The sequence below is a fragment of the Arthrobacter sp. efr-133-R2A-63 genome (genome assembly GCF_030209795.1).
GTDB classification, from domain to species: domain Bacteria; phylum Actinomycetota; class Actinomycetes; order Actinomycetales; family Micrococcaceae; genus Arthrobacter; species Arthrobacter bambusae_A.
In genome coordinates this window covers 31,388-57,670 of sequence record NZ_JARVRG010000015.1, presented here as the reverse complement: position 1 = coordinate 57,670, position 26,283 = coordinate 31,388, and the positions used below count along the sequence as shown (strand labels likewise).

Here is a 26,283-nt window from a genome sequence, read left to right as displayed (position 1 = left end):
GTATCCAATTCTGGGTTCAGATAGAGAATTTACAGTTCTATAATTGAACAACCACACGACGAAGTGAGGATTCCCATGCAGTTCCACCACCACGGTTACGTGTCCGGTGACCCGCGAGTCCAGGCGGCTGCCGGCGTCGGGCTCAATCGGCCGGCCGACCTTCCCGACGAGGTCGACGTGCTCATTGTGGGCAGCGGCCCCGCAGGCATGCTCGCCGCCGCGCAGTTGTCCCAGTTCCCGGGAGTCACAACCCGGATCGTGGAGCGCCGCCCCGGAAGGCTCGCGATCGGCCAGGCCGACGGTATCCAGGCACGGAGCGTGGAAACGTTCCAGGCCTTCGGATTCGCCGAACGGATTATTGCCGAGGCGTACCGGATCACCGAGATGGCATTCTGGAAGCCGGACCCCTCGGATCCCTCCCGCATCATCCGGACCGCCCGCGCCCTGGACGATCCCACAGGAGACATCAGCGAATTCCCGCACCTGATCGTCAACCAGGCGCGCGTGCTGGACTACTTCGCCGAATTCATGGCGAACTCCCCTGCCCGCATGTCCCCCGATTACGGATACGAGTTCCGCGGTCTTGAGGTCACCGGCGAAGGCGACTACCCCGTCACCGTCACCCTCCTCCACACAGCAGGACCCAACGAAGGCCAGGAGCGCGTTGTCCGGGCCAAGTACGTCCTAGGGGCCGATGGCGCGCGGAGCAAAGTGCGGGAGTCGATCGGCTGCACCCTGGCCGGCGACCAGGCCAACCACGCCTGGGGCGTCATGGACGTCCTTGCCGTCACGGACTTCCCCGACATCCGCACGAAATGCGCCATCCAGTCCGGCACTGGCGGCAGCATCCTTTTGATCCCACGCGAAGGCGGCCACCTCTTCCGCATGTACGTCGACCTCGGCGAAGTGAACCGGAACGACAACCGCTCCGTGCGCAACACCACCATCGACGAGATCATCGCCAAGGCCAACGAAATCCTCCATCCCTACACGCTCGATGTCCGCAACGTCGCGTGGCACAGCGTCTACGAAGTGGGCCACCGCCTCACGGACAGGTTCGACGACGTCCTGCCGAACGAGCGCGGCACCCGCACTCCGCGTGTGTTCATTGCCGGCGACGCATGCCACACCCACAGCGCCAAAGCCGGCCAAGGCATGAACGTCTCCATGCAGGACGGCTTCAACCTTGCCTGGAAGCTCGGACACGTACTCGAAGGCCGCAGCCCAGAGAGCTTGCTGTCCACGTACTCCGCCGAACGCCAGGTCATTGCCAAGAACCTCATCGACTTCGACAAAGAGTGGTCCACGCTCATGGCGAAGAAGCCCGAAGAATTCGAGGATCCCACCGAGCTGGAGAACTTCTACGTGAGCACCGCGGAGTTCCCTGCCGGCTTCATGACCCACTACGCTCCCTCACCGCTCATCGCCGAGCCTACGCATCAAGACCTGGCCACGGGATTCACCATCGGGAAGCGTTTCAAGTCCGCTCCCGTGGTGCGGATCTGCGATACCAACCCGCTCCAGCTCGGCCACCAGGCCAAGGCGGATGGACGGTGGCGCATCTATGTCTTCGCGGACGCAAGCGAAGCTGCCGGAACGGCACAAGGGGGAACGTCGCCGGTCGTCGACTTTGCCGAGTGGATCGCGAACTCGCCGGACTCGCCTTTGGCCGCAACGCCGTCGGGCGCTGACCGGGACGCGTGGTTCGACGTGAAGGTGATCTACCAGCAGGAGCACACGAGCGTCGACATCGGAGCGGTGCCGGAAGCGTTCAAGCCGCAGGTCGGACCGTTCAAGCTCACCTACCTCGAGAACGTCTACGGCACCGATCCTTCGGCCGACATCTTCGAGCTGCGCGGCCTCCACCGCGGCGGCGTCGTGGTGGTGGTGCGGCCGGACCAGTACGTGGCGAACGTGTTGCCCTTGACCGCGACGGCGGAACTCGCCGCGTTCTTCGCGCCCCTCCTTCGAACGGGACGGACCGCGGCAGTGTGAGCTGTTGGCGTTCCGGCGTGCGGGACCAACTCAAGGGTTCATTCTGTCGGTGGCCCGTCGTAGGGTACCGGCATGGATATCATCATGGTTCCCGGATTCTGGTTGGACGCTTCTTCATGGTCGGAGGTCACCCCGCCGCTCGTTGCTGCAGGGCATACGGTCCACCCGCTCACGCTGCCTGGGCTGGAAGCTGTTGACGCCCCGAGGTCAGGGATCGGCCTCAGGGATCACATCGAAGCAGTAGTGGCGGCGGTCGACGCCGTTGGCAATCCGGTAGTACTGGTCGGCCACTCCGGCGGAGGTGCCATCATCCACGGCGCCGTCGACGCCCGCCCGGACCGCGTGGTCCGGGCGGTCTACGTAGATAGCGGCCCGCTGGGCGAGGGCGGTGTCATCAACGACGAACTGCCGGTCGAAGGCGATGCCGTGCCCTTGCCACCATGGGAGCTTTTCGAAAATGAGGATCTCGTGGACCTCAACGAGGAGCTGCGGGCGGCCTTCCGCGCACGCGCCATCCCGGAGCCAAAGAACGTGACGAGCGATAAACAGCGCTTGCACGATGTGCGCCGCTACGACGTCCCGGCCACCATCATCGCGTGCGAGTTCCCCTCCAGCCTGCTCGGCGAATGGATCGAATCCGGCCACCCCTTCGTCGCTGAGCTCGCGCGCATCAACGACGTCGAATTCATGGATCTGCCCACCGGGCACTGGCCCCAGTTCACCAAGCCGCTTGAACTCGGCGAGGCCATTCTTGCGGCGGTTGAGCGGAGGGGGTAGCCGCGGAACCCACCACCCTTGACAAGGTCCGATGGTGGAATGAATGATACGAGCCTCACCAGCTTTGTCCCCACCGGTGGTCAATAGCTGTATTGGTGTCTAACAATGTCGAAAGAGCGCATTGACAGTAATCGTGTGGGCGTGTTTTTCAGTCGGGCTGCTTGGGTTGCTCCTGAACTGGATGAGTGTGATCGGAACGCTGATTGTGCCGCGGCCGCTGCACAGCAACCTTTCACGGGTGACCCATTTGGTCACCGCGAAAATCTTCTTTGTCATCACGAAACCCGTCACTTCATACGAAGCGCGTGATCGGATCCTTGCCTGGCAGTCTCCGATGGCGCTCTTCGTCCGCCTGCTGGTTTGGGTGATCCTGTTCGATCTGTCGTTCAGTCTGCTGCTCCTTCCCTTCGTCGACGGCGACTTCTGGCAAGCCTCAAGCGAAGCCGGCTCCGCAATGTTCACCCTCGGCTACGCTGCCCCATCCAATGTCGGCAACACGGTGTTGGTCTACATAGCCGCTTACACCGGATTGATCGTCATCGCATTGCAGATCGGTTATCTGCCGACGCTCTATTCGGCCTTCAACAGGCGTGAAGCGGAGGTAACGCTCCTGGTATCGAGGGCAGGCTCACCGTCATGGGGACCGGAGCTTCTAGTGCGCACGCGGTTCGGCATGGCCGCACAAACCAGCACCAGCGAACTCAGCGAGCTTTACCAAAGATGGGAGCGATGGGCCGCGGACGTCGCCGAATCACACAGCACGTACCTCACCTTGGTATGGTTCCGTTCGCCGTCGCCGCAATCGAATTGGCTCAACTCCCTCCTCAGCGTCATGGACGCGGCCGCGTTGCAGCTTTCCCTCAGTCCGGGATCTGCCCCGAGCACCCGGGCACGGCTGGTCCTTCGAATGGGGTTCACCTGCCTGAACCAAGTGGCGCGGGCCATTCGTATCCCGGTCGAGGAAGACCCCGATCCCGATTCCGAACTCGACGTTAAATTCGAAGACTTTCAAGCGGCCGTGGAGCTCCTGCAGACCGTCGACTACCCGGTAGAGGTCACCGCCGAACAAGCCTGGCCCCACTTCAGGGGCTGGCGCGTCAACTACGAAAAGGTCGCGTACGCGCTGGCCTACGCGATCGACGCCCCGCCCTCAATGTGGAGCGGACCACGACGCTTCGCGTCCGAACCGATCCCGCCGCACCGGCCGAAGAACCGCACTTCCAAGGACGTCAAGCCGGACGATCCGCAAATGATTGCGCAAAGAAAGACACGGTGACAGCGACGTGCAAGGATGGCGCAACCAATGACCGCTGAGCTATCAACTACGTGCGCGTGCAGGTCCTCACAAACACGGGCGCCTTGAACCGCGACAAGCAGCTCGTCTTGGTCGAACAGCTCACCGCGCTCGTCGCGACCGCAGCCGCGCGTGCACAGATCGCCTCACTCCAAGGCCAAACACCGCAGGCCTGACTCCGGGCAGCGAACCGGCCACCAACGCCAATCGCCCCCAAACGCGGACCTGGCTACTCGGCAAATACTTGCTTGGCGACCGCCATGGCGGACATCGCCTTCGGCCAGCCCGCGTAGAACGCCAGGTGCGTAATAGCCTCGCTCAATTCGGTTTCGCTGAGTCCGTTGGCCTTCGCAAGCCGCAAGTGTCCAAAAAGCTGCTCGGTGCTGCCGCTTGCCACGAGACAGGCAACGGTAATCAGGCTCCGGTCCCGTTTGGCCAACTCGGGCCGTTCCCAGACGTCAGCGAAGAGGACGTCGTCGGTAAGTGAGGCCAGTTTTGGTGAGATGTCTCCGACGAGTTGCTGGGCACGGGATTGTTCGGTCATGGGGTTCTCCTCGTTAGTGATTCGTTCAGGGGTGCGGAAGGTCCGGCTTCAGCGGCCTCCTCGGGTGCCCAGCTGTTGAGCAGCCGGAGCCCCTCCTCGGACCGGGAGCCTGGATCGGCGGCATAGATGAGCAAGGTCAGGCCTTCATCCGTGGTCAGCTGCATGGCCTCATAGGTGAGCTCCAGATCACCGACAACGGGATGCCGAAGGCGCTTGGTGCCGTTGCGGTGGACGAGGACCTCGTGTGAGGCCCAGAGCTGCCGGAAGGGTCCACTGTGGGTCGCGAGCTCACCGACGAGGTCGGTAAGGCCTTTGTCGTAGGGGTGTTTGCCTGCCTCGGTGCGAAGCGTTGCGACCATGCCGCGGGCCATTTCCGGCCAGTCGGGATAGAAGTCCGCGGCGCGGGGATCCAGGAAGAGGAACCGGGCGGTGTTTCCCGGCCGTCTGGGATCGACGAATATCGGCGCATAGAGCGCCCGTCCCAGGCGGTTGCCGGCAAGGAAATCGGCTTTGCCGTTCCTGACCCACGCCGGTGCGCCGATCGAATCGAGTATGCGCTGCACAGCCGGGCGCACGTGGAGAGTCGCCGGGCGCGCGCGGCGGGCCCCGTTGCTGTTGGCTGTGTTGGCGAGATCGTAGAGATGGGCGTGCTCAACCTCGCTTAGCTGGAGCGTGCGCGCAACCGCGTCGAGAATACTCTCCGAGACGCCGGAGAGATTGCCACGCTCCATGCGCACGTAGTAATCCACGCTCACGCCTGCCAACATCGCAACTTCCTCGCGACGAAGGCCCTTGACGCGCCGGTTACGCCCGTAGACGGGAATCCCGGCCTGTTCCGGGGTGACCCGGGCGCGACGCGATGTCAGGAAGTCCTGCACCTCGGTCCTGTTGTCCATTCCATACCTTAGTTTCGACGACGGCGACACACGGCTATGTGTTTCAGGCCTGGCCGGCGGGACGGAGCAGGATCTCGTTGATGGTCAGGCGCGAGGGGCGGCTGACGGCGAACGCGATCACTTCGGCGATGTCCTCGGCCGTGACGGTCACTTGGCTGTACATCGCCTCGGCGCCCGCCCTGGTCTGCTCATGCGTGATGTGGCTCGGCAGCTCGGTGGCAACCGCTCCGGGTTCGATGACCGTGACGCGGATCCCCGGTTGAAGTTCCTGCCGCAGCGATTCCGACCAGCCGTTGATGCCCCACTTCGTCGCGGCATAGACGCCGTTGCCGGGCCGGGCCGTCCTGCCCGCGACGGAAGAGATGTTCACCAGGTCCCCGCCGCCGTCGCGGAGCTGGTCCAAAAAGACCTCCGTCGCGGTGATAGCCCCGATGAGGTTCACCTCGATCATCTGGCGGTAGTCCTCCTGCTGATCCGAAGAGAACGGACCGAGCAGCATGATCCCCGCGTTGTTCACCAAGACGTCGGTCCCGCCGAACTCGGCCTTGACCCGCTCCGCAGCGGCCACTAGTGAGCCGCGATCGGTGACATCCGCCTCAATGGCGATAGCACCATCCCCGAGCTCTTCAGCCAACGCCCGGATCCGATCGGCCCTCCGTGCGAGCAGCGCGACCCGGTACCCATCGGCGGCCAGGGCCCGCGCCGTGGCGGCGCCGATTCCTGACGACGCTCCGGTGATGACGGCGACCCGTCCTTGTCCAGTAGCCATGGTTTGTCCCTCTTCCAGTGAAAGCTTGTCGACTTGCTTTCCATCCTAGGAACGCACCTCGGAATGAGGCAGGGTCGGCCATTACCTGTTTCCCGATGGTTCGGGGGACCGGGTTAGAGCCGTGGATATCTTCTGAGGCCAACCACTCCGCCCGCGGCAATCAGGGTTCCGCCGAAGGCCAACAGGATTCCAGCGACCGAGACGCTTGGAGCGATGGGATGGTCGCCCTGGGCCGGGGTGCCGGGGTCAATCCGGGACGCGACCGCCGCCGAGGTTGAAGTTTGCACCGAGGGGCCCGGGTTGGAAACGGTCGGGGGCGGGACTGTTGCCACCGTTGTAGCGGGTGGCGCAACCTGCGTGGGGCTCGGCTGCGCGGTCACCGCGAGCGAGGGCGGTGACGCGCCACCGGGAGGAACTACGACGCCGGGATCCGGTTGGGGTTGCGGTTGTACCGGTGGGCTGGCCGTGGCGGACGGTGTGGGTTTGACCGACGGCCGTGGAGACTGGGAGCTATTGGGAGAACACATGCCAACCACACCTAAGAGGCCCTGCGAACTGCAGGATTCGGCCCCTGCGGTCTCCGCGGGCGCAAGTGCCATCAGGCACAACGCGAAAGGGAGCGCGACGAGGGCAACTGGAACCTTCCGGCGAGTCATGGCTTCGACTCTACCTACTCTGCGGCAACTTGGCAGGCAGCCGGCGTTGGCCTCAATCCCGGAGCTGCCCCAGAATCCGGGCCAGTTCGGCGCGATCTTCTGCGCTGAGCCGGGCAAAGTACTCGGAGGACTTGCCACGCCGTTCGGCGCTGATCTTCGCGAAGAGCTGCTGCCCGTCCGCCGTGGCGGCGACAAGGGTGGCCCGCCGGTCTGTGGGGTCCGGATCGCGACGCACGAGGCCTTTGACCTCGAGCTGGTCCACCACTTCCGTGGCCGAACGTGGCGCAATGCGCAACCGTTCCGCCAGGTCCTTCAACCGCATCGGATCCCCCGGCGCGGGGCGCATCAGTGTCATGAGCGCCCGCCATTGGTGCGGCGTCAGCTCCCACGGCGACAGCTGCTCAGCCCAGGTCCGGCGCAACCCCCGGAAAGCGGCATGGAAGAGATCGCCAAGGTCGGCCGAATCAGGGGGCTGTGAGTGCATGCCGTCAGTCTAACAATTTGACCAGTAACCACATAGTGAGGTAACCTCTGTATTAGTAGGCGCGACTCCCGCGCCCCGCTCGCCACTGGAGGTGGTGCTTATGACGGAGAACATCCTCACCCAAAATCCCCATCGACCGGGCGCTGGAGCACGAAGTCCCGGCCGCGGCCCCGCCCGCCTCAATCCTGCGGACCGCACCCAGCTACAACAGCATCCCGTGAGCCTCAAGCGGATCGCGGCGCTGTTCACCCCGCACAAGGCGACTATCGCCGTCGTCGTACTTCTCATCAGCGCTTCCAGCATCATCGGCCTGGCGCAGCCGTTCCTGGTCCGCCACATCATCGACGTCGCGCTGCCCGGCAAGGATCTGCCGCTTCTCGCGTGGCTCGCCGCCGGATTGATCGCCGTGGCCGCCGCGACCGCGCTGATTGGCGTGCTGCAGACCTGGATGACCACGGGCATGGGCCAGAAGATCATGCACACCCTGCGCACTCGCTTGTTCACGCACCTGCAGCAGCAATCACTGGGATTCTTTACCCGGACCCGCAGCGGCGAGGTACAGTCGCGGTTGAACAACGACATTTCCGGCCTGCAGCAAGTCATCACCTCAACCGCGACCGGTGTTGCCTCCAACCTGACGACGGCCGTCGCCACCGCCATCGCCATGGTGGCCATTTCGCCCGGGCTCTCGCTCCTGTCCCTGATAGTGATCCCGCCAGCCGTTTGGTTCACCCGCCGGGTGGCCCTGCTCCGGCGCAACATCACGTCCACGCTGCAGAGCGAACTGGCCACCATGAACACGCAGGTCGAGGAAGGGCTGTCGGTCTCCGGCGTCCGGCTCTCCAAAACCCTCGGTACCACCAAGCGCGACGCACACCGCTACACGGAAAGCTCCAAACGGCTGATCGGCCTGGAGATGCGCTCCCAACTGGCAGGCCGCTGGCGGATGTCCACCATGGGCATCATCTTCTCGGCCATCCCGGCGCTGATCTACCTCGCCGCCGGGCTGCCCGTCACCAGCGGAGGCATGACCATCGGCACGCTCGTGGCGTTCACCGCCCTGCAGGGTGCCATCTTCCGCCCGGTCATGAGCTTGCTGGATCTCGGCGTCCAATGGGTCACGGCGATGGCCCTGTTCAGCCGCATCTTTGAGTACCTGGACCTGTCTCCGGAAATCACTCCCCCTGCGCGGCCCGTCCCGCTGGACCCGGCCGCAGTGCGCGGCGAGGTCCGCTTCGAGGGCGTCCGTTTCGCGTACGACGGCGGCACTGACGTTCTGCTCGACGTCGACCTCACGCTCCCGGCCGGCACCAGTACCGCAATCGTGGGCCCCACAGGCTCCGGTAAATCGACGCTGGGCTCGCTGCTCCCGCGCCTGCATGACGCCACCGCCGGGCGGATCACCATCGACGGCGTGGATGTGCGCGACATCGCCCCGGAGGAGCTGACGAAAATAGTAGGCGTGGTGTCCCAGGAGACGTACCTGATTCACGACACCATCCGGGAGAACCTGCTCCTCGCTGCACCCGGCGCGGACGACGCCGTCCTGTGGAAGGCGCTGGCCTCGGCCCAGATCGCTGATCTGATCGCAAGCTTGCCCGACGGCCTGGACACGATGGTCGGGGCCCGGGGCCACCGGTTCTCCGGAGGAGAGCAGCAGCGCTTGGCCATTGCCCGAACCATCCTGCGCAATCCCAAAGTGCTCGTCCTCGACGAGGCCACGTCCGCCCTGGACAACGCCACGGAAGCCCATGTCCAGGCGGCGCTCGACCGGTTGGCGGTTGGCCGGACTACCCTGACCATCGCCCACAGGCTCTCGACGGTGGAGAAAGCCGATCAGCTCGCAGTGCTCTCGGGCGGCGCGATCGTGGAGTTCGGAACTCCCGGGCAGCTTCGCGATACCGGCGGCGCGTATGCGCGGCTTGTCGAAGCCGGGGAAACTGTGCAGTTGGCCGGGTCCGAGGCGGCCTGAAAGCCCGCCTCACGGCATGAAGCGGTACCCGATCCCCACCTCGGTGATCAGGTGGCGCGGGTTCCCGGGCTCCAGTTCGAGTTTCCGCCGGAGCTGCGCCATGTACACGCGCAGGTAATTGGCTTCCTTGGCATAGGCCGGGCCCCAGACCTCGCTGAGGAGCTGCTGTTGGGTGATCAGTTTCTCGGGATTGCGCACGAAGAGATCCACGATCCTCCACTCCGTCGGCGTCAGCCGGACGTCCTCGCCGTCGCGCGTTACGCGTCTCATGGCCAGGTCCACCGTGAACGCTTCAGTCACGAGCACAGGCGCTTCTTCGCCCGGATCCGTGGTGCGCCGCAGTATGGCTCGGAGGCGCGCCAGCAGTTCGTCGAGCCCGAACGGCTTGGTGATGTAGTCGTCCGCTCCGGCGTCAAGGGCTTCCACCTTGTCGTCGGAGCCGTGACGCGCGGAGAGGACCAGGATGGGCACGCTGCTCCACTCACGCAGGCGCGAGATGACCGTGGTTCCGTCGATGTCTGGCAAGCCCAGGTCGAGGATCAAGACGCCCACCGGGTGCTGGGCGGCAGAGCGCAAGGCCGATTCGCCGTCGGACGCGGTGGCCACGGTGTAGCCGTGGGCTTGGAGCGTAATCCGCAACGCCTTGACGATATGGGGATCGTCGTCCACTACCAGGACGTTGCTCATAGGGCCTCCCTGGTGGCGCTATCCGGACTGCCCGACGGCGGCACATGGCGGCGTTGCAAGAGAACCGATTGCGCTTCCATGGGAGCTTGCGCCTCCTCGTGCGGGAAGGCGACCCCCGTGGACAACGGAAGCCGGATCACCATGGTCAGTCCGCCGCCCGGAGTCTCTTCCGCGGTGAGGGTGCCTCCCATCGCTTCCGTGAATCCCTTGGCCACGGCGAGCCCCAAGCCAACCCCGGTAGTGGAAGGGACGTCGTTGAGCCGCTGGAACGGCTGGAACATCCTGACTACGCTTTCGGCGGGGACTCCTTGGCCGTGGTCGATGATGCGCAGTTCTCCGGACGGCCTCCCGTCCAGGCTGGACGAACTGAAGCCACCCGCGGCTCCCACCAGCACAACATCGGAATCCGGGGCGTACTTGATGGCGTTCTCCACGATGTTGGCGATGACGCGCTCCAGCATGCCGGCGTCGGCGTCGATCTCCGGCATATTTCCCGGCAGGTCCACCCGCACCCGGCCCGGCGGCATGCCATGGAGGGCGGTGGGGATCACTTCGTACCAGCGCACCGGGCGAATGAGGGCATTCACCGAGTCCGAGGTAATGCGGGACATGTCCAGGAGGTTCCCCACGAGGACGTCCAGCCTGTCCGAGCATTCCTCGATGGTTGCCAACAGTTCCTGTTCCTCCTCGGGTGTGTAGTGGACGTTGCTTTGCCGCAAGCCGCCTACAGCCAACTTGATCCCGGCCAGCGGAGTCCGCAAATCATGGGAAACGGCACGCAGGATGGATGTGCGCATGGTGTTGCTCTCGGCCAAACGCATGACCTCACGCCGGCTCGCCGCCAATTGTCGCCGCTCGAGTTGCGCCGAAAGATGCGCGCCGAAGGCGCTAAGCAAGCGGCGGTCGCTGGCCGGCAGGATGCGGCCGGAGAGGACCAGCCGGGTTCCGGCGTCGATTTGTTCGGTGTTTTCGCCGCCGTCGCCGGGGAACGGCGCAGCCTCACCGGCCTTCGCGACGAGGCGCCAGCCGGCGTTCGCAGCGCCGGCGGAACCCGCGGCCCGGTACAACGCCGCGCCGCGCATCTGGAATACGTCCAGCGCCTGCTTCAAAAGTCCTTCGACGGTGTCCTCCGCGCTCGATGCTCCGCGCGTCAGGTCACCCAGGGTGGCGGCCTCGGCACGGGCGCGGGCGGCTTCCTTGGAACGCCTCGCCGAGACGTCCACGACGGCGGCCACAGCTGCCGAAACGCCCACGAAGACCAGTAAGGCAAGGATGTTCTCGGGGTCGCTGATGGTCAGGGTCCCCACGGGCGGTATGGAGAAGAAGTTCACCAACAGGCTGCTCCACAAGGCACCGAGCAAGGCGGGCCACAACCCACCGACCAGCGCCACGGCAACCGAGCCCGTCAGCTGGACGAGCACCGCCGTCGCAATGCTGTGCGTGGGGCTCGCGGCCAGGAGGAGCTGCAAAAGAACCGGAAGGACCACCGCCATGGCGAACCCGACGATCACCCGCGTGCGGCCAAGGTCGCGCTGCCGCGGACGGTCGACGCCCCGTCCACCCAAAGGATGCGAAACCATGTGCACGTCAATATCGCCGGAGTCCCGCACCACCCGGTTGCCGATCCCGCGGCCCGTCAGCCGGGCGACGAGGCTCCGGCGTCGCGAAATCCCGACGACGATCTGCGTCGCGTTCACGCTGCGCGCGAAGTCAAGCAAAGCCTTGGCCGGATCCTCCCCCGCCACCGTGTGGTAGCTGCCACCCAAATCCCGGACCAACAAGCGCTGGGCTTCCAACGCCTGCGGGGATTCCGACGCCACGCCATCCGCGGCGCGGACGTGCACCGCGAGCAAGTCGCCGCCGTTGACGCGCTTGAGGATCCGGGCAGCCCGGCGGACGAGGACTTCCCCTTCGGGGCCGCCCGTGAGCCCGATGACGATGCGTTCGCGGGCGGGCCAGCTCGCCTCGATCCCCTGTTCCGAACGGTACTTCGCGAGCCCTTCATCCACGCGGTCGGCCAGCCACAGCAGCGCCAGTTCCCGCAAAGCCGTCAGGTTGCCCATCCGGAAGTAGTTGGACAACGCGGCGTCGATCTTGTCCGCCGAGTAGATCTTGCCGTCGCCCAAACGCTGCCGCAGCAGCTCCGGTGAGATGTCGACAAGGTGGATCTGGTCCGCACGCCGCACGACGTCGTCGGGCACTGTTTCCGCCTGCCGGACGTCGGTGATGGCACTCACGACGTCACCGAGGGATGCCAGATGCTGCACGTTGACGGTGGAGAGGACGTTGATTCCGGCGTTGAGCAATTCCTCGACGTCCTGCCAACGCTTGGGGTTGCGGCTTCCGGGGATGTTCGAGTGGGCGTATTCATCGACGACGGCGGTGCGCGGCTTGCGTGCCAGGACCGCGTCGACGTCCATCTCTTCAAAGCTGGTATCCCGATACGCGATTCTGTGCGGAGGAATGACTTCCAGCCCGTCCATCAAGGCCCGGGTGTCGCTGCGCCCGTGGTCCATGGCGAAAGCCACCACCACGTCTTCGCCACGCCCGCGCAGCCGGTGGGCTTCTTCAAGCATGGCGTAGGTCTTCCCCACCCCCGGGGCTGCCCCGAGGAAAATGCGCAGCGTTGCCCGTGCCATGTGGTCATTCTTTCACTTGTTGAACGCGGGGGGTGCCCGCGGGACCGGCCGCGCACACTTTGTCGGTTTCCTCTATTTGACGGCCGCTGCGGCGACGTCCAGGTTCAACTCCGTGACGTTCACGGACGGCTGCCCCAGGAAGGCCTCGAGTCCCGTGACCGTGCGGCGGTCCACCATGGCCTGGACCGTCTCAGGACTCAGCCCGTGTGCCTTGGCCACCCTGCGCACCTGCAGGCGGGCATATGCCACCGAGATCTGCGGGTCCAGCCCGGAACCGCTCGCCGTGACGGCGTCGGCTGGGACGTCGGATTCCTTGACCCCCTCTGCGGCGGCGACGGCGGCGCGGTTGGCTTTGATGGCGTCAAGCAGTTTGGGATCGTTGGGTCCCAGGTTGCTGGCGGTGGACGCCCCCGGGTCCCATTTCGCCGCCGAGGGGCGGGCGTGGAACCACAACGGATTCTGGATGCCGGCGTCGTTGGCGGAGACTTGCGCAATCAGTGCGGAAGCTGCGGGCTTTCCGGATGCGTCCCGCACGATGGAGCCGTTGGCTTGGAAGGGCGCAACGGCCTGGCCGATACCGAAAATCGCCAGGGGGTAGATCAATCCAAGGACCACAGTGGCCAGGAGCAGGAAGCGGAGGGCCGTTCCTGCTTGCCGAAGATAGCCGGGAAGGGTGTTCATGATTCTCTCCTAGCCGATGCCGGGGATGAGGGAAATGAGCAGGTCGATGAGCTTGATCCCGATGAAGGGAGCCACAAGGCCGCCGAGGCCGTAGATGGCCAGGTTCCTGGCGAGCGCCTGGTTCGCCGAAACGGCACGGTATTTGACGCCGCGCAGGGCGAGCGGAACCAGGGCGATGATGATCAAGGCGTTGAAGATCACCGCGGACAGGATGGCCGAGGAAGGCGACGCCAGGCCCATGATGTTCAATCGGGCAAGCCCTGGAAATACAGAGGTGAACAGCGCCGGAACGATCGCGAAGTACTTTGCGACGTCGTTCGCCACCGAGAACGTGGTCAGGGCGCCGCGGGTGATGAGCAGCTGTTTGCCGATGCCCACAATGTTGATGAGCTTGGTGGGATCCGAGTCCAGGTCCACCATGTTTGCAGCTTCCTTGGCGGCCGGCGTGCCCGAGTTCATGGCGACGCCGACATCCGCCGCGGCCAGCGCGGGGGCGTCGTTGGTGCCGTCACCGGTCATGGCTACCAGCCGGCCGTGCGCCTGCTCGTCCTTGATGACAGCAAGCTTGTCTTCGGGGGTGGCCTCGGCAACGAAATCGTCGACGCCGGACTCCGCAGCAATTGCTTTGGCCGTGATGGGGTTGTCGCCCGTGATCATCACCGTCCGGATGCCCATCCGGCGCAGTTCGGCGAAGCGGGCGTGCATCCCCGGCTTGACCACATCGGCAAGGTGGATCGTGCCGAGGACCCGGGCTCCGCCGTCGTGCCCGACGCCGGCCACCAACAGCGGCGTGCCGCCCTGGGCGGAGATTTCCCGCACCTTCCGGTCCACCTCGGCAGGCGTCTGGCCGCCGGCATCCGCCACGAACTTCGCGACGGCGGTTGCCGCGCCCTTGCGGATCTTCCGTCCGTCGAGATCCAGGCCGCTCATGCGCGTGCTCGCACTGAACTCGACAACCGCAAACTCTTCCGAGCCCTTCAGGAGTGCGGCGAGGTCCGGGCCGCCGACGCCCTTTTCCGCCGCGAGATCCACGATCGAGCGTCCCTCCGGCGTCTCATCAGCCAGGCTCGACAGGCGTGCCGCTTCGATGAGTTCGGACCGCTCGACGTCATGGGCCGGGAAGAAGTTGACCGCCCGGCGGTTGCCGTAGGTGATGGTGCCGGTCTTGTCGAGCAGCAGGGTGGTGATGTCTCCCGCGGTCTCCACGGCGCGGCCGGACGTGGCCAGGACATTGTGCTGCACCAAGCGGTCCATGCCGGCGATGCCGATGGCCGGCACGAGCGCCCCGATCGTCGTCGGGATCAGGCAGACGAGCAGCGCCACCAGCACGATCGGCGACGGCGTTGCCCCCGGCAGCGAAGCGAACGGTGCCAAGCTCATGGTGACTGCAAGGAAGACGATGGTCAGCGAGACAAGGAGGACGTGGAGTGCGATTTCGTTGGGCGTCTTTTGCCGGACGGCGCCTTCCACAAGCTTGATCATCCGGTCGATGAACGTTTCGCCCGCTTCAGCTGTAATGCGAACGGCGATGCGGTCCGAAAGGACCTTGGTGCCGCCGGTTACCGAGGAGCGGTCGCCGCCGGATTCACGGATCACTGGCGCCGATTCACCGGTGATGGTGGATTCGTCCACGCTCGCCAGGCCTTCGATGATCTCGCCATCGGAAGGGATGACGTCCCCGGCTTCGCACATCACGACGTCGTTCTTCCGCAGTTCCGTTCCCGGCACTTCCTTGAGGGTGCCGTCCTCCAGCCGAAGCCGGGCAACGACGCCTTTCCTGCTGGCCCGGAGACTGTCTGCTTGGGCCTTGCCGCGGCCCTCGGCGATGGCTTCCGACAAGGTACCGAAGAGCACTGTCAGCCAAAGCCAGATTGTCACCGAGATGCCGAACACGGCTGGTTTGAGGATGCAGATGGCTGTGCAGAGAGCAGCCCCGACCAGCACGGTGAACATCACGGGCGAATGGATCATCTGGCGCGGCCCCAGCTTCCGTACTGCGACCGGCAGGGCGGTTCGGATGCTGGCAAAGTCCAGCTTCGCCGGCGCTTTGGTGTGGTGTTTGTGCTCCCCCGGAGTGCCCAGGGGGTTTCCGTCTGCGTAGGTCTGGGCGGCGGTGTCCGTTGTGGACGGGGTCATTTGAGGAGTCCTTCTGCGAGGGGGCCCAGGGCGAGGGCAGGGAAGTAGCTCAACGCCGTCATGATCACGGTGACGGAGAGCAGGAGCGAACCGAAGAGCCAGCCATGGGTGGGCACTGTTCCGGAGGATGCCGGGATCTTGGGTTGTTTGGCCATGGAACCCGCCAGGGCCAGCACCAGCACGATGGGCAGATAGCGGCCCAGGAGCATGGCGATTCCCATGATGGTGGACAGGTAGGGGCCGGAGGTGGTGATGCCGGCGAACGCGGAGCCATTGTTGTTGGCTCCGGAGGTGAACGCGTAGAGCACCTCACTGAATTGGTGCGGACCGGAGGCAGGCGCGTTGGCCATGGCGTCCGGAAGCAGGACTGTGATTCCGGCCGTGGCCAGCACCACCACCGGCGTCACGAGGATGTACATGGCTGCGAGCTTCATTTCCCGTGGCCCGATCTTCTTGCCAAGGAATTCCGGTGTGCGGCCCACCATGAGCCCGGCGATGAACACGGAGACGATCGCAAGGATGAGCAGGCCATAAAGCCCTGACCCCGTGCCGCCGGGGGCCACTTCACCGAGCATCATGTTCACCATGGCCACGCCGCCGGCCAGAGGCGGCAGGGAATCGTGGGCCACGTTGATTGCTCCTGTTGAAGTCAGGGTGGTGGCGGTGGCAAAGATGGAGCTCTGGGCCGCGCCGAAGCGCTGTTCAAAGCCCTCGCCCAAACCGCCGGCTGCCGCGGTTGCCGTTCCCGCAGCGCCTGCAACGGCCCAGCCCATCAGCACCGTGGACGTCAGCCAGAGCGTGCCCATGACGCCGACAACCGTGTACCCCTGCCGCTGGTCCCCCACCATGCGGCCATAGGCGTACGGCAATGCGGAAGGAATGAGCAGGATCAAGAAGACTTCGAACATGCTGATGAAGACGTTCGGGTTCTCGAACGGGTGCGAGGAATTGGCATTGAAGTAGCCACCGCCGTTCGTGCCGAGGATCTTGATGGCCTCTTGGGAGGCTACCGGGCCGCCGGGGATGGTCTGGGTGACGCCTGTTGCTTGATTGACGACGTCGGTGGACCAGAAATTCTGCACCACACCGCCGATCACCATCACGATGGCCGCGAGCGCAGCCATCGGGAGCAGCACGCGGAACGAAGTGCGAGCCAGGTCCACCCAGAAATTCCCCAGCCTGTCCGTCCGGGTCCGCGCGATGCCGCGGATCAGGGCGACCACCACCACGATTCCGACGGCGGCGGAGAGGAAGTTCTGCACGGCCAGCAAGCACATCTGCGCGAAGATGCCCATGGTGGTCTCCGGCGTGTACGTCTGCCAGTTCGTGTTCGTAGCAAAGGAGATGGCCGTGTTCATGGCCGTCCAAGGATCCACGCCAGGGAGGGAGTTGTTCCCGGCGAGGACGCCTTGGAGCCGTTGGAGAAGGAAGACCAGCAGGATGGACACGGCAGAGAAGACCAGGACACTGCGCAGGTATATCGACCAGCGCTGTTCGGTATTTGGGTCCACCCCGGACCATCGGTAGAACAGCCGTTCCACCCGCGTTGACTTCTTGCCCTCAAACACGCTGGCGAGGTAAACGCCCAGCGGCTTGTGCACCAAGATCAGCAGCAAAAGCAGAACGGCTACCTGGGTGACGAAGGAGGCAATGCTGAAAACCATCCCGAATCACCACTTTTCCGGGTGGATCAAGACGGCCAGCAGGTAGCCGAACAAACACAGGCCTGCAATGAACAGGACCAACCACATCACGGCGTCCGCGCTCACTGCCCGTTCACCGGCCCATCGCCGTCGACGATTTTGCCCAGCAGGTGGGCAATCCACATCACGATCCCCATGGACACCACGAAGATCCCCACAACAGCCACGTCGGCCATTGGAACGTCCTTTCATTCGTGCCCCGTTTGCGGGGCTGATGCCAGTCAACTCCTTGGCTTGACGTGAAAAGCGGTTCCTGATGGTTCCTTAACACCGCGGGGCCGAATCTTGACGGCTTCTTAACAGGCGTGGCTTCTTTCGGCCGCCCTGCGGCTTCCGCGACATCGACGTTAAGGATTCATCAAGATCGGCTTCAACCAGCGAAAACACCTGTAGTCGGTGCTATCTTCAGCAATGATCGCGGTGCCTGCGCGTCGCGCGGAAAGGACACCATGACTACCTTGAGCAGGCCCCCGGCTGATCCTTCGGCCCCACGGCCCGGCGGCATGGCCTCCTTGCGGACATGGCTGCTGTTCGGACTGCAGGATTCCAAAGGATCGCACCAAGGACCCGGTGCGGTGGGCGATCCCCATCTGAAGAAGCATTCATGGTGGCAGGTCATGTGCCTCACCGGTGTCGACTATTTCTCCACCCTCGGCTACCAGCCCGCCATCGCGGCCTTGGCCGCGGGAGTGATCTCCCCTTTGGCCACCATCGTCCTGGTGGCCGTCACGCTGCTCGGCGCCCTGCCCGTGTACCACCGCGTCGCCGGTGAAAGCCACCGCGGCGAGGGATCCATAGCGATGCTCGAGCGTCTCTTGCCCCGCTGGGGAGGGAAGATCCTCGTCCTTGTTCTCCTCGGGTTCGCGGCGACGGACTTCATGATCACCATGACCCTCTCGGCCGCTGACGCCACCGCACACGCGATCCAAAACCCGCTCGCCCCAGGCTGGCTGCAGGGACAGAACATCCTGGTTACTTTGTTCCTCCTCGCCCTGTTGGCCGCCGTATTCCTGCGCGGATTCAAGGAAGCCATCGGCGTGGCCGTCGTCCTCGTCGCGGTCTACCTGGGCCTCAATGTCGTGGTCGTATTCTCAACGTTTGTAGAGGTGTTCGCCCATCCGGTCGCGGTGGGCGACTGGTGGCATGCACTGTCCACTTCGCACGGAAACCCGTTCATGGTGATCGGCATCGCCCTGCTGGTGTTTCCAAAACTCGCCTTGGGCCTGTCCGGTTTCGAGACCGGTGTCGCCGTGATGCCGCAGATCCGTGGACGTGCCTCGGACACAGAGGAGAACCCCGCCGGACGGATCAAGGGGACCCGCCGCCTCCTGACCACGGCGGCCGTCATCATGAGTTCCTTCCTGATCGCTACCAGCTTCACCACTGTTGTGCTGATTCCGGAGAAGGAGTTCCAGCCCGGCGGCCAGGCCGATGGACGCGCCCTGGCATTCCTCGCGCACCAATATCTCGGCGTCGGGTTCGGCACCGTCTATGACCTGAGCACCATCGCGATCCTGTGGTTCGCAGGCGCCTCCGCCATGGCCGGGCTGCTGAACCTGGTCCCGCGGTACCTGCCACGATATGGAATGGCGCCTGGCTGGGCCCGTGCGGTGCGCCCGTTGGTCCTGGTGTTCACCCTCATCGGGTTCCTGATCACGTTCCTTTTCAACGCCGACGTCGACGCCCAGGGTGGCGCGTACGCCACCGGCGTGTTGGTGCTGATGACATCTGCCGCTGTGGCGGTGACCCTCTCGGCGCGCCGCTTGAGGCAGCGCAAGCGCACCGTCGGATTCGGGATCATCGCCGTCGTCTTTATCTACACAACGATTGCCAACATCTTCGAACGTCCCGAAGGTATCCGGATCGCCGCGATCTTCATCGTGGGGATCATCGTGATCTCGCTGCTTTCGAGGATCCGGCGCTCGTTCGAACTGCACGCCACCCACGTCCATCTGGACCGCCAGGCGCTGGAATTCATGTCCACCAATTTGAGCGGCCCGATTGCGCTCATCGCCCACGAACCCCTCCGACTCACCGCGGAGGCCTATCGGGACAAACTCACCTCTGCCATCGAAGTCAGCCACATTCCGGTGGATTACCAGGCGCTCTTCCTGGAAGTGATCGTGGACGATTCTTCCGACTTTGAAACCGCACTTGAGGTCCATGGCGTGGTCCGGCACGGACACCAGATACTGGAAGTCCACGGTCCCGTGGTCCCCAACACCATCGCGTCAGTGCTGCTGCACATCCGTGACGTGACCGGCCTCATGCCGCACATCTACTTCCGCTGGACCGAAGGAAACCCCGTCATCAACCTGCTTCGCTTCCTGTTCCTCGGCGAGGGAGAGATCGCTCCGGTCACCCGCGAAGTCCTGCGTGAAGCCGAACCCGATGTCAGCCGGCGCCCGTGGGTCCACGTCGGCTGAGCGCAGCGTAGGGGCGCCCCGGGCGGATGCTGTCAGGGCCGCTCCGGCATCTCGCCGTTCGCTACCGCTTCGATCCAGTCGACCGCCTCGTCCGAGAAATAAAACCCTGAAGGCCCACTCCGACCAACCCACCATGCATCCGAAGCAATCGGGCCGCCAGCTTGGGTGATCTCGACTACCACTTCCGGCGGAACCGCGTCGCCGTTGTTCTCGATCAGCCATTTCCGGGTAGACGGCTTCAGCTTCGACCACCAGTGCTCGATACTCATGGCCGAAGTCTGCCATGCCTGCCGCCAATGCTTGAGGCCTAGCCGTTAAGAGAGTGCTAAATCTGCGCCCGCTGGCATATGGAAACCATTAAGACCGCAGGCGGCGGATCCTTTCGGTGATCTGATCGAGGGAGTAATTCATGGCCAGCCTGGCCGTGGACCGGTCTCTCCGAAGGAGCTGACGCAACCATGAAACCCAACGGCTTTTCTCACGGAATGGCGACCGACGCCACAGTCCCGGGCATCCGTCCGAACGATTACGTGGTGATCGATGAGGTCGGCGATTTCTCTTACTATCCGTCCGAGGCCGCCATGCTCAAAGACTTGGAATACGTAAACGAAGCATCATGCATTCTTGACCGATCCGGCAACGACTACCGCCTGGCCATGGATACGGACAGGCAGCTGCATCTGGGTCCCTCACTGGGCACGGTGGAATTCAACTGGCTCCGCCAAGCGTGGACGAACAACCAGCAGAGAAACATGCAGGCCCATCCCTTGCAGCGGTTCCACGCGACAACGCTGGAAGCCCTCCTTGAGGGACTATTTGAAATGCTTTACCTCGAACATGCCGGCAGGACCACGGACGCGCCGTGGGTCTTGGAGGTGGACGGCGAAGTAACCCACCCCGCGACTCTGCACGAAGTCAGTAGCCTCCTCACCCGCGTTGATCACCTCGAACGAGTCACGGTGCATGATCCCTTCGGCCACGACTACCAGCCAATCCGACACGCGGGGCATCGCTTCTTCTTTCCTGCGGCGGGGTCGGTCTATTACGTCGAGGTTCCGGGACGGTCCAAGGGCAGCGGCGCCTCACACTGAGGCACCACTACGCCGGCGGCGCCGTGGATTCTCGGATATCCGTCGCGATTAGCCAGCCGCGGTCGCCAGCTACTTCCCTGCCGGCCATCCGGTGTACGACTCAGCCAAGTATGCCTGCGCATGCCGGGAAGAGACCACGGAGTGGAGCTCGCCGAGCTGGCGTGCGCGGCCGAAGTCGTCCGAACCGGGCGCGGTGTGCAGCATGGACGTCATCCAGTAGGAGAAGTGCTGTGCCTTCCAGACACGTTCCAGGGCACGGTCGCTGTAGGACTCGAGCTGCGCGTTGGAGCCGTTTGTGTAGAAGGAATCGAGGCCTTCGAAGAGAACCTTGACATCATGCAGGGCTAAATTGAGCCCCTTGGCGCCCGTCGGCGGGACGGTGTGGGCAGCGTCGCCGGCCAGGAACAGGTTCCCGTGGCGCATCGGGGTGTGGACGAAGCTGCGGAACGGCAGGACCATCTTCTCGAGTACCGGCCCCTCCTTGAGCTCAAAGCCGTTTCCGTTGACGCGCCTGCGGAATTCGGACCAGATGCGCTCGTCGTCCCAATCGGCCACGTTTTCCTTGGGGTCGCATTGGAAGTACATGCGCTGCACGTTCTCAGTGCGCTGGCTGATCAGGGCGAAGCCGTTCTTGGAGTTGGCATAAATCAGTTCGTCTGAGCTCCGCGGTGCCTGGGCGAGGATGCCGAACCACGCGAAGGGGTATTCGTGGAAGTACCACTTGCGGTTGGCCTCGGGGATCTGGAAGCGGCAGTGGCTGCGGGAACCGTCGGCGCCCACCAGGAAGTCCGCCTGGATTTCGAATTCCTGGCCCTCGGCGTCGGTGAACCAGACCTTGGGTTTGCCTTCGAGGTCGTGGATGGTGGTGTCCGTGACGCTGTACCGGACGTCGCCGCCGTCGTTCTTGCGCCGTGCGGCGAGATCGAGGAAGACCTCCGTCTGCGGGTAGAGCCACACGGATTCGCCCACGAGTTCCTTGAAGTCGATCCGGTGGCTTTCGCCGTTGAAACGCAGTTCGATCCCGTCGTGCCGGTCGCCATCGCGCAGCACCCGGTCGGAAACACCGCTGTCCACGAGCAGGTTCACCGAGCCGTGTTCCAGGATGCCCGCACGGACTGTTTCGGCGATCTGCTGATGGCTACGGACCTCGATGACAGTGGATTCGATCCCCGAGGTGGCCAGCAGATGGGAAAGCATGAGCCCGGCCGGCCCGGCGCCCATAATGGCCACTTGGGTGGTGATGATCTTGCGTGCCATGGTGTTCCTCGCTTCATTGCGGAATCGCGCCTCACGGGCTGCGGTGGTTCTGCTGACCAGCGTGACCCCCGCCGCATGATCGGCGTCATACGAATTCCGTTCAACGGAAAAAGTTAGGCGTTCCGACGCTCCCCAAGTTGGCGGGCGATTCCGCGTGCCGCAGTCTGCAGCGCAGGCACCAGGGCCTGTAGGCGCATTTCCGCGAGCGGGACCACGACGCCGAGCGCGGCTACCGTGCGCCGCTTGCTGTCCGTGACCGGCACCGCGATGCCCCACGTGTCCGGATCCACCACGCCCGCGAGCTGGGCGTACCCCTGCTGGGCGGTTTCCGCCACAAGGCGACGGACGACGTCGGCCGTCACCTTTCCCGCGGGGTCGCTGAACTGCTTGAGGTACTCGGCCTGCTGTTCCTTCGGCTGGCCAGCCATCAGTGCCAGCCCGGCCGAAGAGATGTGGACGGGCATGCGTCCAGCAACGCGGGCGCGGTTGGCCACAGATCCCCGGCGGGACAGCCGCTCGACGAACAACGCTTCCCAGCCATCGAGCACGGCAAGGTTCACGTTCTGGTTCAGGACCTGCTGGATGTCCTCCATGAACGGCAGGGCCGCTTGCCGTAGGGCCAGAGTTGGCGAATTCCGGTTCACGAGTTCCCACAACCGCAGGCCCAAGCGGACACTACCGCCCGCGCCAAGCTCCAGGAGTCCGTGATCGGCGAGCTGCCGGACCAATCGATGGGCGCTTGCGAGGGGCAGGCCGGCGGTGTCCGCTAATTCGGAAAGCCGCAGCGACGTGGAGCCTTCGGGGAACGCCTCGATAATCCGGACGATGCGGTCCACCACTGAATCGCCCGATGCCGAGTTTGCCAATGCGCCTTCACCGCTTCCATGTATTCCATTGAATGGAGCACTAGCTTAGACCGGCTCAGGCGCATCCGCTGATCCGTCCTTGGTTTCCCGCCGCGAGATCTCCAAGCCGATCGCGTCGTAGTGAGCCAGCACTACCGGAGAGGCAGCTGTGCCGGGCTGGTCCAGCAGGCCGAAGGCGAAATCGCTCGCGGCAAGAAGTTCTTCATCGGAGCATTTGTCCAACGGCTGGAGTCCTGACGCATCGATCGAGGCAGTGAACTCGCCGGCGATCTCGATCGATTTCACTCCCGTTGCGGCCCCGAGTGGGAAACCGGCAGGCCTCTCCGTGAATTCCAACGAAACTCCGGATCCAGTGGCGAGGCCCACTTCCGTGGTGCCGCCGTCGATCGCGTTGAGGTCATTGCGGAGTCCGGCCAAAGCCTGCGATTCGACCATCGCGGCGTGGGACAAGCCCACTCTGATGTGGGAGGTGATGCCCATTCGCCGAATCCGGCGAACGATCTGTACGAGTGCGGGCCTCGAATCTTGATTCAGGCTTCCCCGAACATCGATATCGACGGCGTCGGTGGAAACATCAAATTTAACGAGGGCGTGCAATCTACGGTCCATAGGTACTCCAAATAAGGGTGTCTATGGCCGACGGCTCAACCTCAAGAAGGTTATCCTCTGGCACCGCCGTTGTACACCCCGCGAGGTGGCCAACTGCGGTCCGGACTCACCCTGCCCGGGTGCGGCCGGGCTCCTGGGCCGGTTCTTCGAAGTGGGTCAGGGTGCCCGCCGCGTCGACGGAATCCACCAAGGACTTGGCGATATCCCGCAGTTTCACGTTGCGGTTGCTTGAGGCTTCCGTCAGGATCCGGACGGCGTCCTCCTGGCTGCAGCGGCTCTGTGCCATGACAATTCCAATAGCGATATCGATGACCGTGCGGGACTCCATTGCTGCCCTGAGATTCTTTGCACTGTCCGCATGTAGGGCGAACCTGATCGCAAGACGCAAGGCCTGCGATACCTCACGGGTGTACCCGCGGGCCCGATCTGCGGCCCTTTCGTCGAACTTGTACGGGGCCTCGGAGTACAGATTGAGGGCTGCTTTGGCCTCTCCCTCCAGGTCGAACGGCAACGACAACACAGACCTCAGTCCGTGCGACGCAACGGCGTTCGCATAGTCAGGACCCCATCGGTTCTCCTCAAGGAGATCCGGCACGTGGACTTCGCGTTCCTCTTCGGCTGCCGTCAAGCATGGCCCCTGGGCCAAGGAGTACTGGATCTCGTCCACTTCACGGGCCTCATCACTGCTCCAACCAATCGTGAGTGCCTTCCGCTCGCGCAAAAGCGTGATCCCGCAGAGCGCGTCATCGCCGTCGCCCGCCATCTGGTGGGCAGAAAACCGTGCCAGCTCGTTCAGGAAGTCCTCAAAGTCGGCACTCTCCAGGATCAGGTTCTGGATCCGGTCGATGGTGGTCCAAGTGGAATCTGCAGGAAGCATGGCACGTTCTCCCGATGAATATGCTGATTGGGGCATGTGGAAATAATAAGTCCCTTTACATAAGGTCCCACACCGCCGGCAATTGAGAAATGCCTAGCGGGGAACGAGTTCCCGGAACCGCGACCACGCCGCTGGCGCCAAGACCACCGCGACGCCGACGGCGGCCCCGATCACCGTCTCGACGATGCGGTCCCGCAGCAAGAGCCCTGGCGGAACATTGGCAACCAGCAGGGTGGAAATGAGCGCCAGCGGCGTGACGAATACCTGTGCCACAAGGTATTGGCGCGCGATGAAGAGCTCGGCCCCGAACTGGCATGCGGCAATCACCAATACCATCTGCCACGGCGCCGGGCCGAGCCAGAGAATTCCGGCCAACACCAGCAAACCCAGCATGGTTCCCACGATCCTCTGGATTCCCCGTTGCACCCGGTGGCTGGTACTGCGCCCCACCAAGGGAACCACTGCCGCCACCATGGCCCAATAGCCGTGTCCGAACCCGAGCCATTGCCCGGCCAAGGTAGCAAGCGTTCCGGCCAGGCCGGCAGCAACGAAGTAGCCCAAGCCTTCCAGCCAAGCTGCCCGGACTTCCTGAGGAAGCAACCGGTCCGCCGCCGGCCGCTTCCAGGGTGTCCGGTGGCTCGGGACTACCCGCGCCGACATTCCGATCAGCAACGCCAACACAGCAGTCAAAACGGCGGCAAGCATCCCCTCCCAAAGCGGAGGCTGCTGAGGCACGGAGGCGATCGCGGCAAAAGCGAAAATGTGGAAGAGGGAACCTGCTGGGCGAAGCCGCCACAGCGCAGTCACGACGGAGCAAAAGGCTGCAACCAACGTGGTGCCCAGCGTGAGGATCCACACGTAGGCGTCCGAGCCCTGTCCGATCCTGGCGGTGAGGGTGGCGAGCAGGATGATGCCGAGCAGGAGCGATCCGGCCCGGAGCTGGCTTCGAAAACGGTGGCTATGGGGCTCGTTGCGGCCATAGATATTCGTGAACGCCGCAAAGCTGGCGAAAACAACAAGGTCCAGCCGTCCAAACAACACGAGGGTGATCAATGGCAGGAAGACGCCCACGGCGCAGCGCACAGCTGGGTGATGGTCCTTGTTGCCGGGACCGATCCTGAACATCTCTGCCAGGGCGTTCACTGGATTGCCTGCCTCTGTTTTGCTTCTCTGAGCGCTGTAGGGCTCAACTAATACTGCCCGACGGCGGCACTGGCATCCGGTCCGAGCTTACGCCGGACGGCCCCGGGAAGCCCGATCGCCTTCCGTTGAATGACGTAAAAATTGCCGTGGGTGTGACGCCTGAACGGCGTCGATTGATAGTCTCGTTTCGGTTGTCACCAGCCGGGCCGGGGGCTCATTCCGGCCACCTCACCCGTACCCATTCACCGGAGGTCATTCCATGCTCAAAGGTTTCAAGGACTTCGTTCTTCGCGGCAACATTATCGAGTTGTCCATCGCCGTCGTCATCGGCACCGCGTTCACCGCCCTGGTCGCAGCGTTCACCACCAACATCATCAACCCGGTTATCGCCGCCGCCGGCGGAGTCAACGCGCAGGGACTGGGCTTCTCTATTTGGCCTGACAACGCGAAGACTTTCGTCAACTTCGGCGCCGTCATCACCGCGTTCGTCACCTTCCTGATCACGGCCGCCGTCGTGTACTTCATCTTCGTCGCGCCCATGAACAAGATCAACGAACTGACCAAGCGCCGCGCCTCCATTGAAGAGCCCGAGGACGAACCGCTTCCGGCCGACACCGCCCTGCTTGTTGAAATCCGTGACCTCCTGACGGAGCTCACCGCCGCCAACAAAAGCGACGAGAGCTCCCGCTAAGTTCGCGCCCCAGGGCCAGTTCGGCGCATCCGGTCGGCGCCGAACTGGCCCCGATCAGGGCTGCCCAAGATCGTGACGCAGGCGCAATCC

General features: G+C 64.1%; 25 protein-coding genes. 8 read left to right on the top strand and 17 right to left on the bottom strand.

The features are described 5' to 3' along the window. Positions 1-75 precede the first annotated feature (75 nt). From QRN45_RS07910 to QRN45_RS07895, 4 genes are all read left to right on the top strand, one after another. Positions 76-1,995, top strand: coding sequence for an FAD-binding monooxygenase (locus tag QRN45_RS07910; RefSeq protein ID WP_264637094.1), 1,920 nt, complete (start codon positions 76-78; stop codon positions 1,993-1,995). A gap of 72 nt (positions 1,996-2,067) precedes the next feature. Beyond that, a complete protein-coding gene (locus QRN45_RS07905; protein ID WP_284762883.1) occupies positions 2,068-2,772 on the top strand; it encodes an alpha/beta fold hydrolase in 705 nt (234 codons plus the stop codon). A 181-nt stretch (positions 2,773-2,953) separates the two neighbouring features. Then, a complete protein-coding gene (locus tag QRN45_RS07900; protein ID WP_264637096.1) occupies positions 2,954-4,048 on the top strand; it encodes a hypothetical protein in 1,095 nt (364 codons plus the stop codon). Positions 4,049-4,104: 56 nt separating this feature from the next. Further along, the gene (locus QRN45_RS07895; RefSeq protein ID WP_264637097.1) at positions 4,105-4,242 is read left to right on the top strand and encodes a hypothetical protein; all 138 of its coding nucleotides are present in this window, start codon (positions 4,105-4,107) and stop codon (positions 4,240-4,242) included. 53 nt (positions 4,243-4,295) lie between these two features. On the opposite strand, the gene QRN45_RS07890 is transcribed toward QRN45_RS07895, so the two are convergent. The 5 genes from QRN45_RS07890 to QRN45_RS07870 form a co-directional block, all read right to left on the bottom strand. Then, on the bottom strand, positions 4,296-4,610 hold the full coding sequence (locus tag QRN45_RS07890; RefSeq protein WP_078107180.1) for a carboxymuconolactone decarboxylase family protein: 315 nt from the start codon (positions 4,608-4,610) through the stop codon (positions 4,296-4,298). Next, complete coding sequence (locus tag QRN45_RS07885; protein ID WP_264637098.1) at positions 4,607-5,506, bottom strand: helix-turn-helix transcriptional regulator; 900 nt, start codon at positions 5,504-5,506, stop codon at positions 4,607-4,609. Before QRN45_RS07885 ends, QRN45_RS07890 begins: the two co-directional genes overlap by 4 nt. Positions 5,507-5,549: 43 nt before the next feature. Next, positions 5,550-6,275, bottom strand: a complete 726-nt coding sequence (locus QRN45_RS07880) for an SDR family oxidoreductase (protein WP_264637099.1) — start codon at positions 6,273-6,275, stop codon at positions 5,550-5,552. A 113-nt stretch (positions 6,276-6,388) separates the two neighbouring features. After that, entirely contained in the window at positions 6,389-6,931 is a 543-nt protein-coding gene (locus QRN45_RS07875; protein WP_264637100.1) for a hypothetical protein, read from the bottom strand. A 52-nt stretch (positions 6,932-6,983) separates the two neighbouring features. After that, complete coding sequence (locus tag QRN45_RS07870; RefSeq protein ID WP_241709767.1) at positions 6,984-7,415, bottom strand: MarR family winged helix-turn-helix transcriptional regulator; 432 nt, start codon at positions 7,413-7,415, stop codon at positions 6,984-6,986. Positions 7,416-7,515: 100 nt separating this feature from the next. On the opposite strand from QRN45_RS07870, the gene QRN45_RS07865 reads away from it, so the two are divergent. Next, the gene (locus QRN45_RS07865; RefSeq protein ID WP_241709768.1) at positions 7,516-9,387 is read left to right on the top strand and encodes an ABC transporter ATP-binding protein; all 1,872 of its coding nucleotides are present in this window, start codon (positions 7,516-7,518) and stop codon (positions 9,385-9,387) included. Positions 9,388-9,396: 9 nt separating this feature from the next. Here the strand turns inward: QRN45_RS07865 and QRN45_RS07860 are convergent, their stop codons facing one another. From QRN45_RS07860 to QRN45_RS07835, 6 genes are all read right to left on the bottom strand, one after another. Further along, positions 9,397-10,074, bottom strand: coding sequence for a response regulator (locus tag QRN45_RS07860; RefSeq protein ID WP_241709769.1), 678 nt, complete (start codon positions 10,072-10,074; stop codon positions 9,397-9,399). Beyond that, a complete protein-coding gene (locus QRN45_RS07855; RefSeq protein WP_284762880.1) occupies positions 10,071-12,713 on the bottom strand; it encodes a DUF4118 domain-containing protein in 2,643 nt (880 codons plus the stop codon). Before QRN45_RS07855 ends, QRN45_RS07860 begins: the two co-directional genes overlap by 4 nt. Positions 12,714-12,785: 72 nt before the next feature. Further along, a complete protein-coding gene (gene kdpC / locus QRN45_RS07850) occupies positions 12,786-13,394 on the bottom strand; it encodes a K(+)-transporting ATPase subunit C (RefSeq protein ID WP_264637102.1) in 609 nt (202 codons plus the stop codon). Between the two features lie 9 nt (positions 13,395-13,403). Then, a complete protein-coding gene (gene kdpB / locus QRN45_RS07845; protein ID WP_241709772.1) occupies positions 13,404-15,530 on the bottom strand; it encodes a potassium-transporting ATPase subunit KdpB in 2,127 nt (708 codons plus the stop codon). Next, a complete protein-coding gene (gene kdpA / locus QRN45_RS07840) occupies positions 15,527-17,194 on the bottom strand; it encodes a potassium-transporting ATPase subunit KdpA (protein WP_284762879.1) in 1,668 nt (555 codons plus the stop codon). The genes kdpB and kdpA overlap by 4 nt, the downstream gene beginning before the upstream one ends. Positions 17,195-17,200: 6 nt before the next feature. Continuing rightward, on the bottom strand, positions 17,201-17,281 hold the full coding sequence (locus QRN45_RS07835) for a potassium-transporting ATPase subunit F (protein WP_231497388.1): 81 nt from the start codon (positions 17,279-17,281) through the stop codon (positions 17,201-17,203). A gap of 401 nt (positions 17,282-17,682) precedes the next feature. Between QRN45_RS07835 and QRN45_RS07830 the strand changes: the two genes are divergently transcribed. Beyond that, positions 17,683-19,659, top strand: a complete 1,977-nt coding sequence (locus tag QRN45_RS07830) for an APC family permease (protein WP_078107171.1) — start codon at positions 17,683-17,685, stop codon at positions 19,657-19,659. Between the two features lie 32 nt (positions 19,660-19,691). Here the strand turns inward: QRN45_RS07830 and QRN45_RS07825 are convergent, their stop codons facing one another. Next, a complete protein-coding gene (locus QRN45_RS07825; RefSeq protein WP_264637104.1) occupies positions 19,692-19,928 on the bottom strand; it encodes a hypothetical protein in 237 nt (78 codons plus the stop codon). Positions 19,929-20,117: 189 nt separating this feature from the next. Between QRN45_RS07825 and QRN45_RS07820 the strand changes: the two genes are divergently transcribed. Then, positions 20,118-20,750, top strand: a complete 633-nt coding sequence (locus tag QRN45_RS07820) for a hypothetical protein (RefSeq protein WP_264637105.1) — start codon at positions 20,118-20,120, stop codon at positions 20,748-20,750. Positions 20,751-20,819: 69 nt separating this feature from the next. Here the strand turns inward: QRN45_RS07820 and QRN45_RS07815 are convergent, their stop codons facing one another. From QRN45_RS07815 to QRN45_RS07795, 5 genes are all read right to left on the bottom strand, one after another. Further along, on the bottom strand, positions 20,820-22,007 hold the full coding sequence (locus QRN45_RS07815; RefSeq protein ID WP_264637106.1) for a 4-hydroxybenzoate 3-monooxygenase: 1,188 nt from the start codon (positions 22,005-22,007) through the stop codon (positions 20,820-20,822). 113 nt (positions 22,008-22,120) lie between these two features. After that, positions 22,121-22,873, bottom strand: a complete 753-nt coding sequence (locus QRN45_RS07810; RefSeq protein WP_264637107.1) for an IclR family transcriptional regulator — start codon at positions 22,871-22,873, stop codon at positions 22,121-22,123. A gap of 45 nt (positions 22,874-22,918) precedes the next feature. Further along, positions 22,919-23,353: a hypothetical protein gene (locus tag QRN45_RS07805; RefSeq protein ID WP_284762878.1), complete on the bottom strand. Its 435-nt coding sequence runs from the start codon at positions 23,351-23,353 to the stop codon at positions 22,919-22,921. Positions 23,354-23,588: 235 nt separating this feature from the next. After that, complete coding sequence (locus QRN45_RS07800; RefSeq protein WP_241707701.1) at positions 23,589-24,359, bottom strand: GAF and ANTAR domain-containing protein; 771 nt, start codon at positions 24,357-24,359, stop codon at positions 23,589-23,591. A gap of 93 nt (positions 24,360-24,452) precedes the next feature. Then, positions 24,453-25,502 carry an FUSC family protein gene (locus tag QRN45_RS07795; RefSeq protein ID WP_264637108.1) on the bottom strand — a complete coding sequence of 350 codons (1,050 nt, stop codon included), beginning with the start codon at positions 25,500-25,502 and terminating at the stop codon, positions 24,453-24,455. Between the two features lie 259 nt (positions 25,503-25,761). Between QRN45_RS07795 and mscL the strand changes: the two genes are divergently transcribed. Further along, positions 25,762-26,193, top strand: coding sequence for a large conductance mechanosensitive channel protein MscL (gene mscL, locus QRN45_RS07790; RefSeq protein WP_241707565.1), 432 nt, complete (start codon positions 25,762-25,764; stop codon positions 26,191-26,193). The last annotated feature ends 90 nt before the right edge of the window (positions 26,194-26,283 follow it).

Excerpts from the sequence above, each read along its gene's own strand:
- QRN45_RS07910 (WP_264637094.1), top strand. The coding sequence starts at position 76 with ATGCAGTTCCACCACCACGGTTACGTGTCCGGTGACCCGCGAGTCCAG.
- QRN45_RS07905 (WP_284762883.1), top strand. The coding sequence starts at position 2,068 with ATGGATATCATCATGGTTCCCGGATTCTGGTTGGACGCTTCTTCATGG.
- QRN45_RS07900 (WP_264637096.1), top strand. The coding sequence starts at position 2,954 with ATGAGTGTGATCGGAACGCTGATTGTGCCGCGGCCGCTGCACAGCAAC.
- QRN45_RS07890 (WP_078107180.1), bottom strand. The coding sequence starts at position 4,610 with ATGACCGAACAATCCCGTGCCCAGCAACTCGTCGGAGACATCTCACCA.
- QRN45_RS07885 (WP_264637098.1), bottom strand. The coding sequence starts at position 5,506 with ATGGACAACAGGACCGAGGTGCAGGACTTCCTGACATCGCGTCGCGCC.
- QRN45_RS07880 (WP_264637099.1), bottom strand. The coding sequence starts at position 6,275 with ATGGCTACTGGACAAGGACGGGTCGCCGTCATCACCGGAGCGTCGTCA.
- QRN45_RS07875 (WP_264637100.1), bottom strand. The coding sequence starts at position 6,931 with ATGACTCGCCGGAAGGTTCCAGTTGCCCTCGTCGCGCTCCCTTTCGCG.
- QRN45_RS07870 (WP_241709767.1), bottom strand. The coding sequence starts at position 7,415 with ATGCACTCACAGCCCCCTGATTCGGCCGACCTTGGCGATCTCTTCCAT.
- QRN45_RS07865 (WP_241709768.1), top strand. The coding sequence starts at position 7,516 with ATGACGGAGAACATCCTCACCCAAAATCCCCATCGACCGGGCGCTGGA.
- QRN45_RS07860 (WP_241709769.1), bottom strand. The coding sequence starts at position 10,074 with ATGAGCAACGTCCTGGTAGTGGACGACGATCCCCATATCGTCAAGGCG.
- QRN45_RS07855 (WP_284762880.1), bottom strand. The coding sequence starts at position 12,713 with ATGGCACGGGCAACGCTGCGCATTTTCCTCGGGGCAGCCCCGGGGGTG.
- kdpC (WP_264637102.1), bottom strand. The coding sequence starts at position 13,394 with ATGAACACCCTTCCCGGCTATCTTCGGCAAGCAGGAACGGCCCTCCGC.
- kdpB (WP_241709772.1), bottom strand. The coding sequence starts at position 15,530 with ATGACCCCGTCCACAACGGACACCGCCGCCCAGACCTACGCAGACGGA.
- kdpA (WP_284762879.1), bottom strand. The coding sequence starts at position 17,194 with ATGGTTTTCAGCATTGCCTCCTTCGTCACCCAGGTAGCCGTTCTGCTT.
- QRN45_RS07835 (WP_231497388.1), bottom strand. The coding sequence starts at position 17,281 with ATGTGGTTGGTCCTGTTCATTGCAGGCCTGTGTTTGTTCGGCTACCTG.
- QRN45_RS07830 (WP_078107171.1), top strand. The coding sequence starts at position 17,683 with ATGACTACCTTGAGCAGGCCCCCGGCTGATCCTTCGGCCCCACGGCCC.
- QRN45_RS07825 (WP_264637104.1), bottom strand. The coding sequence starts at position 19,928 with ATGAGTATCGAGCACTGGTGGTCGAAGCTGAAGCCGTCTACCCGGAAA.
- QRN45_RS07820 (WP_264637105.1), top strand. The coding sequence starts at position 20,118 with ATGAAACCCAACGGCTTTTCTCACGGAATGGCGACCGACGCCACAGTC.
- QRN45_RS07815 (WP_264637106.1), bottom strand. The coding sequence starts at position 22,007 with ATGGCACGCAAGATCATCACCACCCAAGTGGCCATTATGGGCGCCGGG.
- QRN45_RS07805 (WP_284762878.1), bottom strand. The coding sequence starts at position 23,353 with ATGGGCATCACCTCCCACATCAGAGTGGGCTTGTCCCACGCCGCGATG.
- QRN45_RS07800 (WP_241707701.1), bottom strand. The coding sequence starts at position 24,359 with ATGCTTCCTGCAGATTCCACTTGGACCACCATCGACCGGATCCAGAAC.
- mscL (WP_241707565.1), top strand. The coding sequence starts at position 25,762 with ATGCTCAAAGGTTTCAAGGACTTCGTTCTTCGCGGCAACATTATCGAG.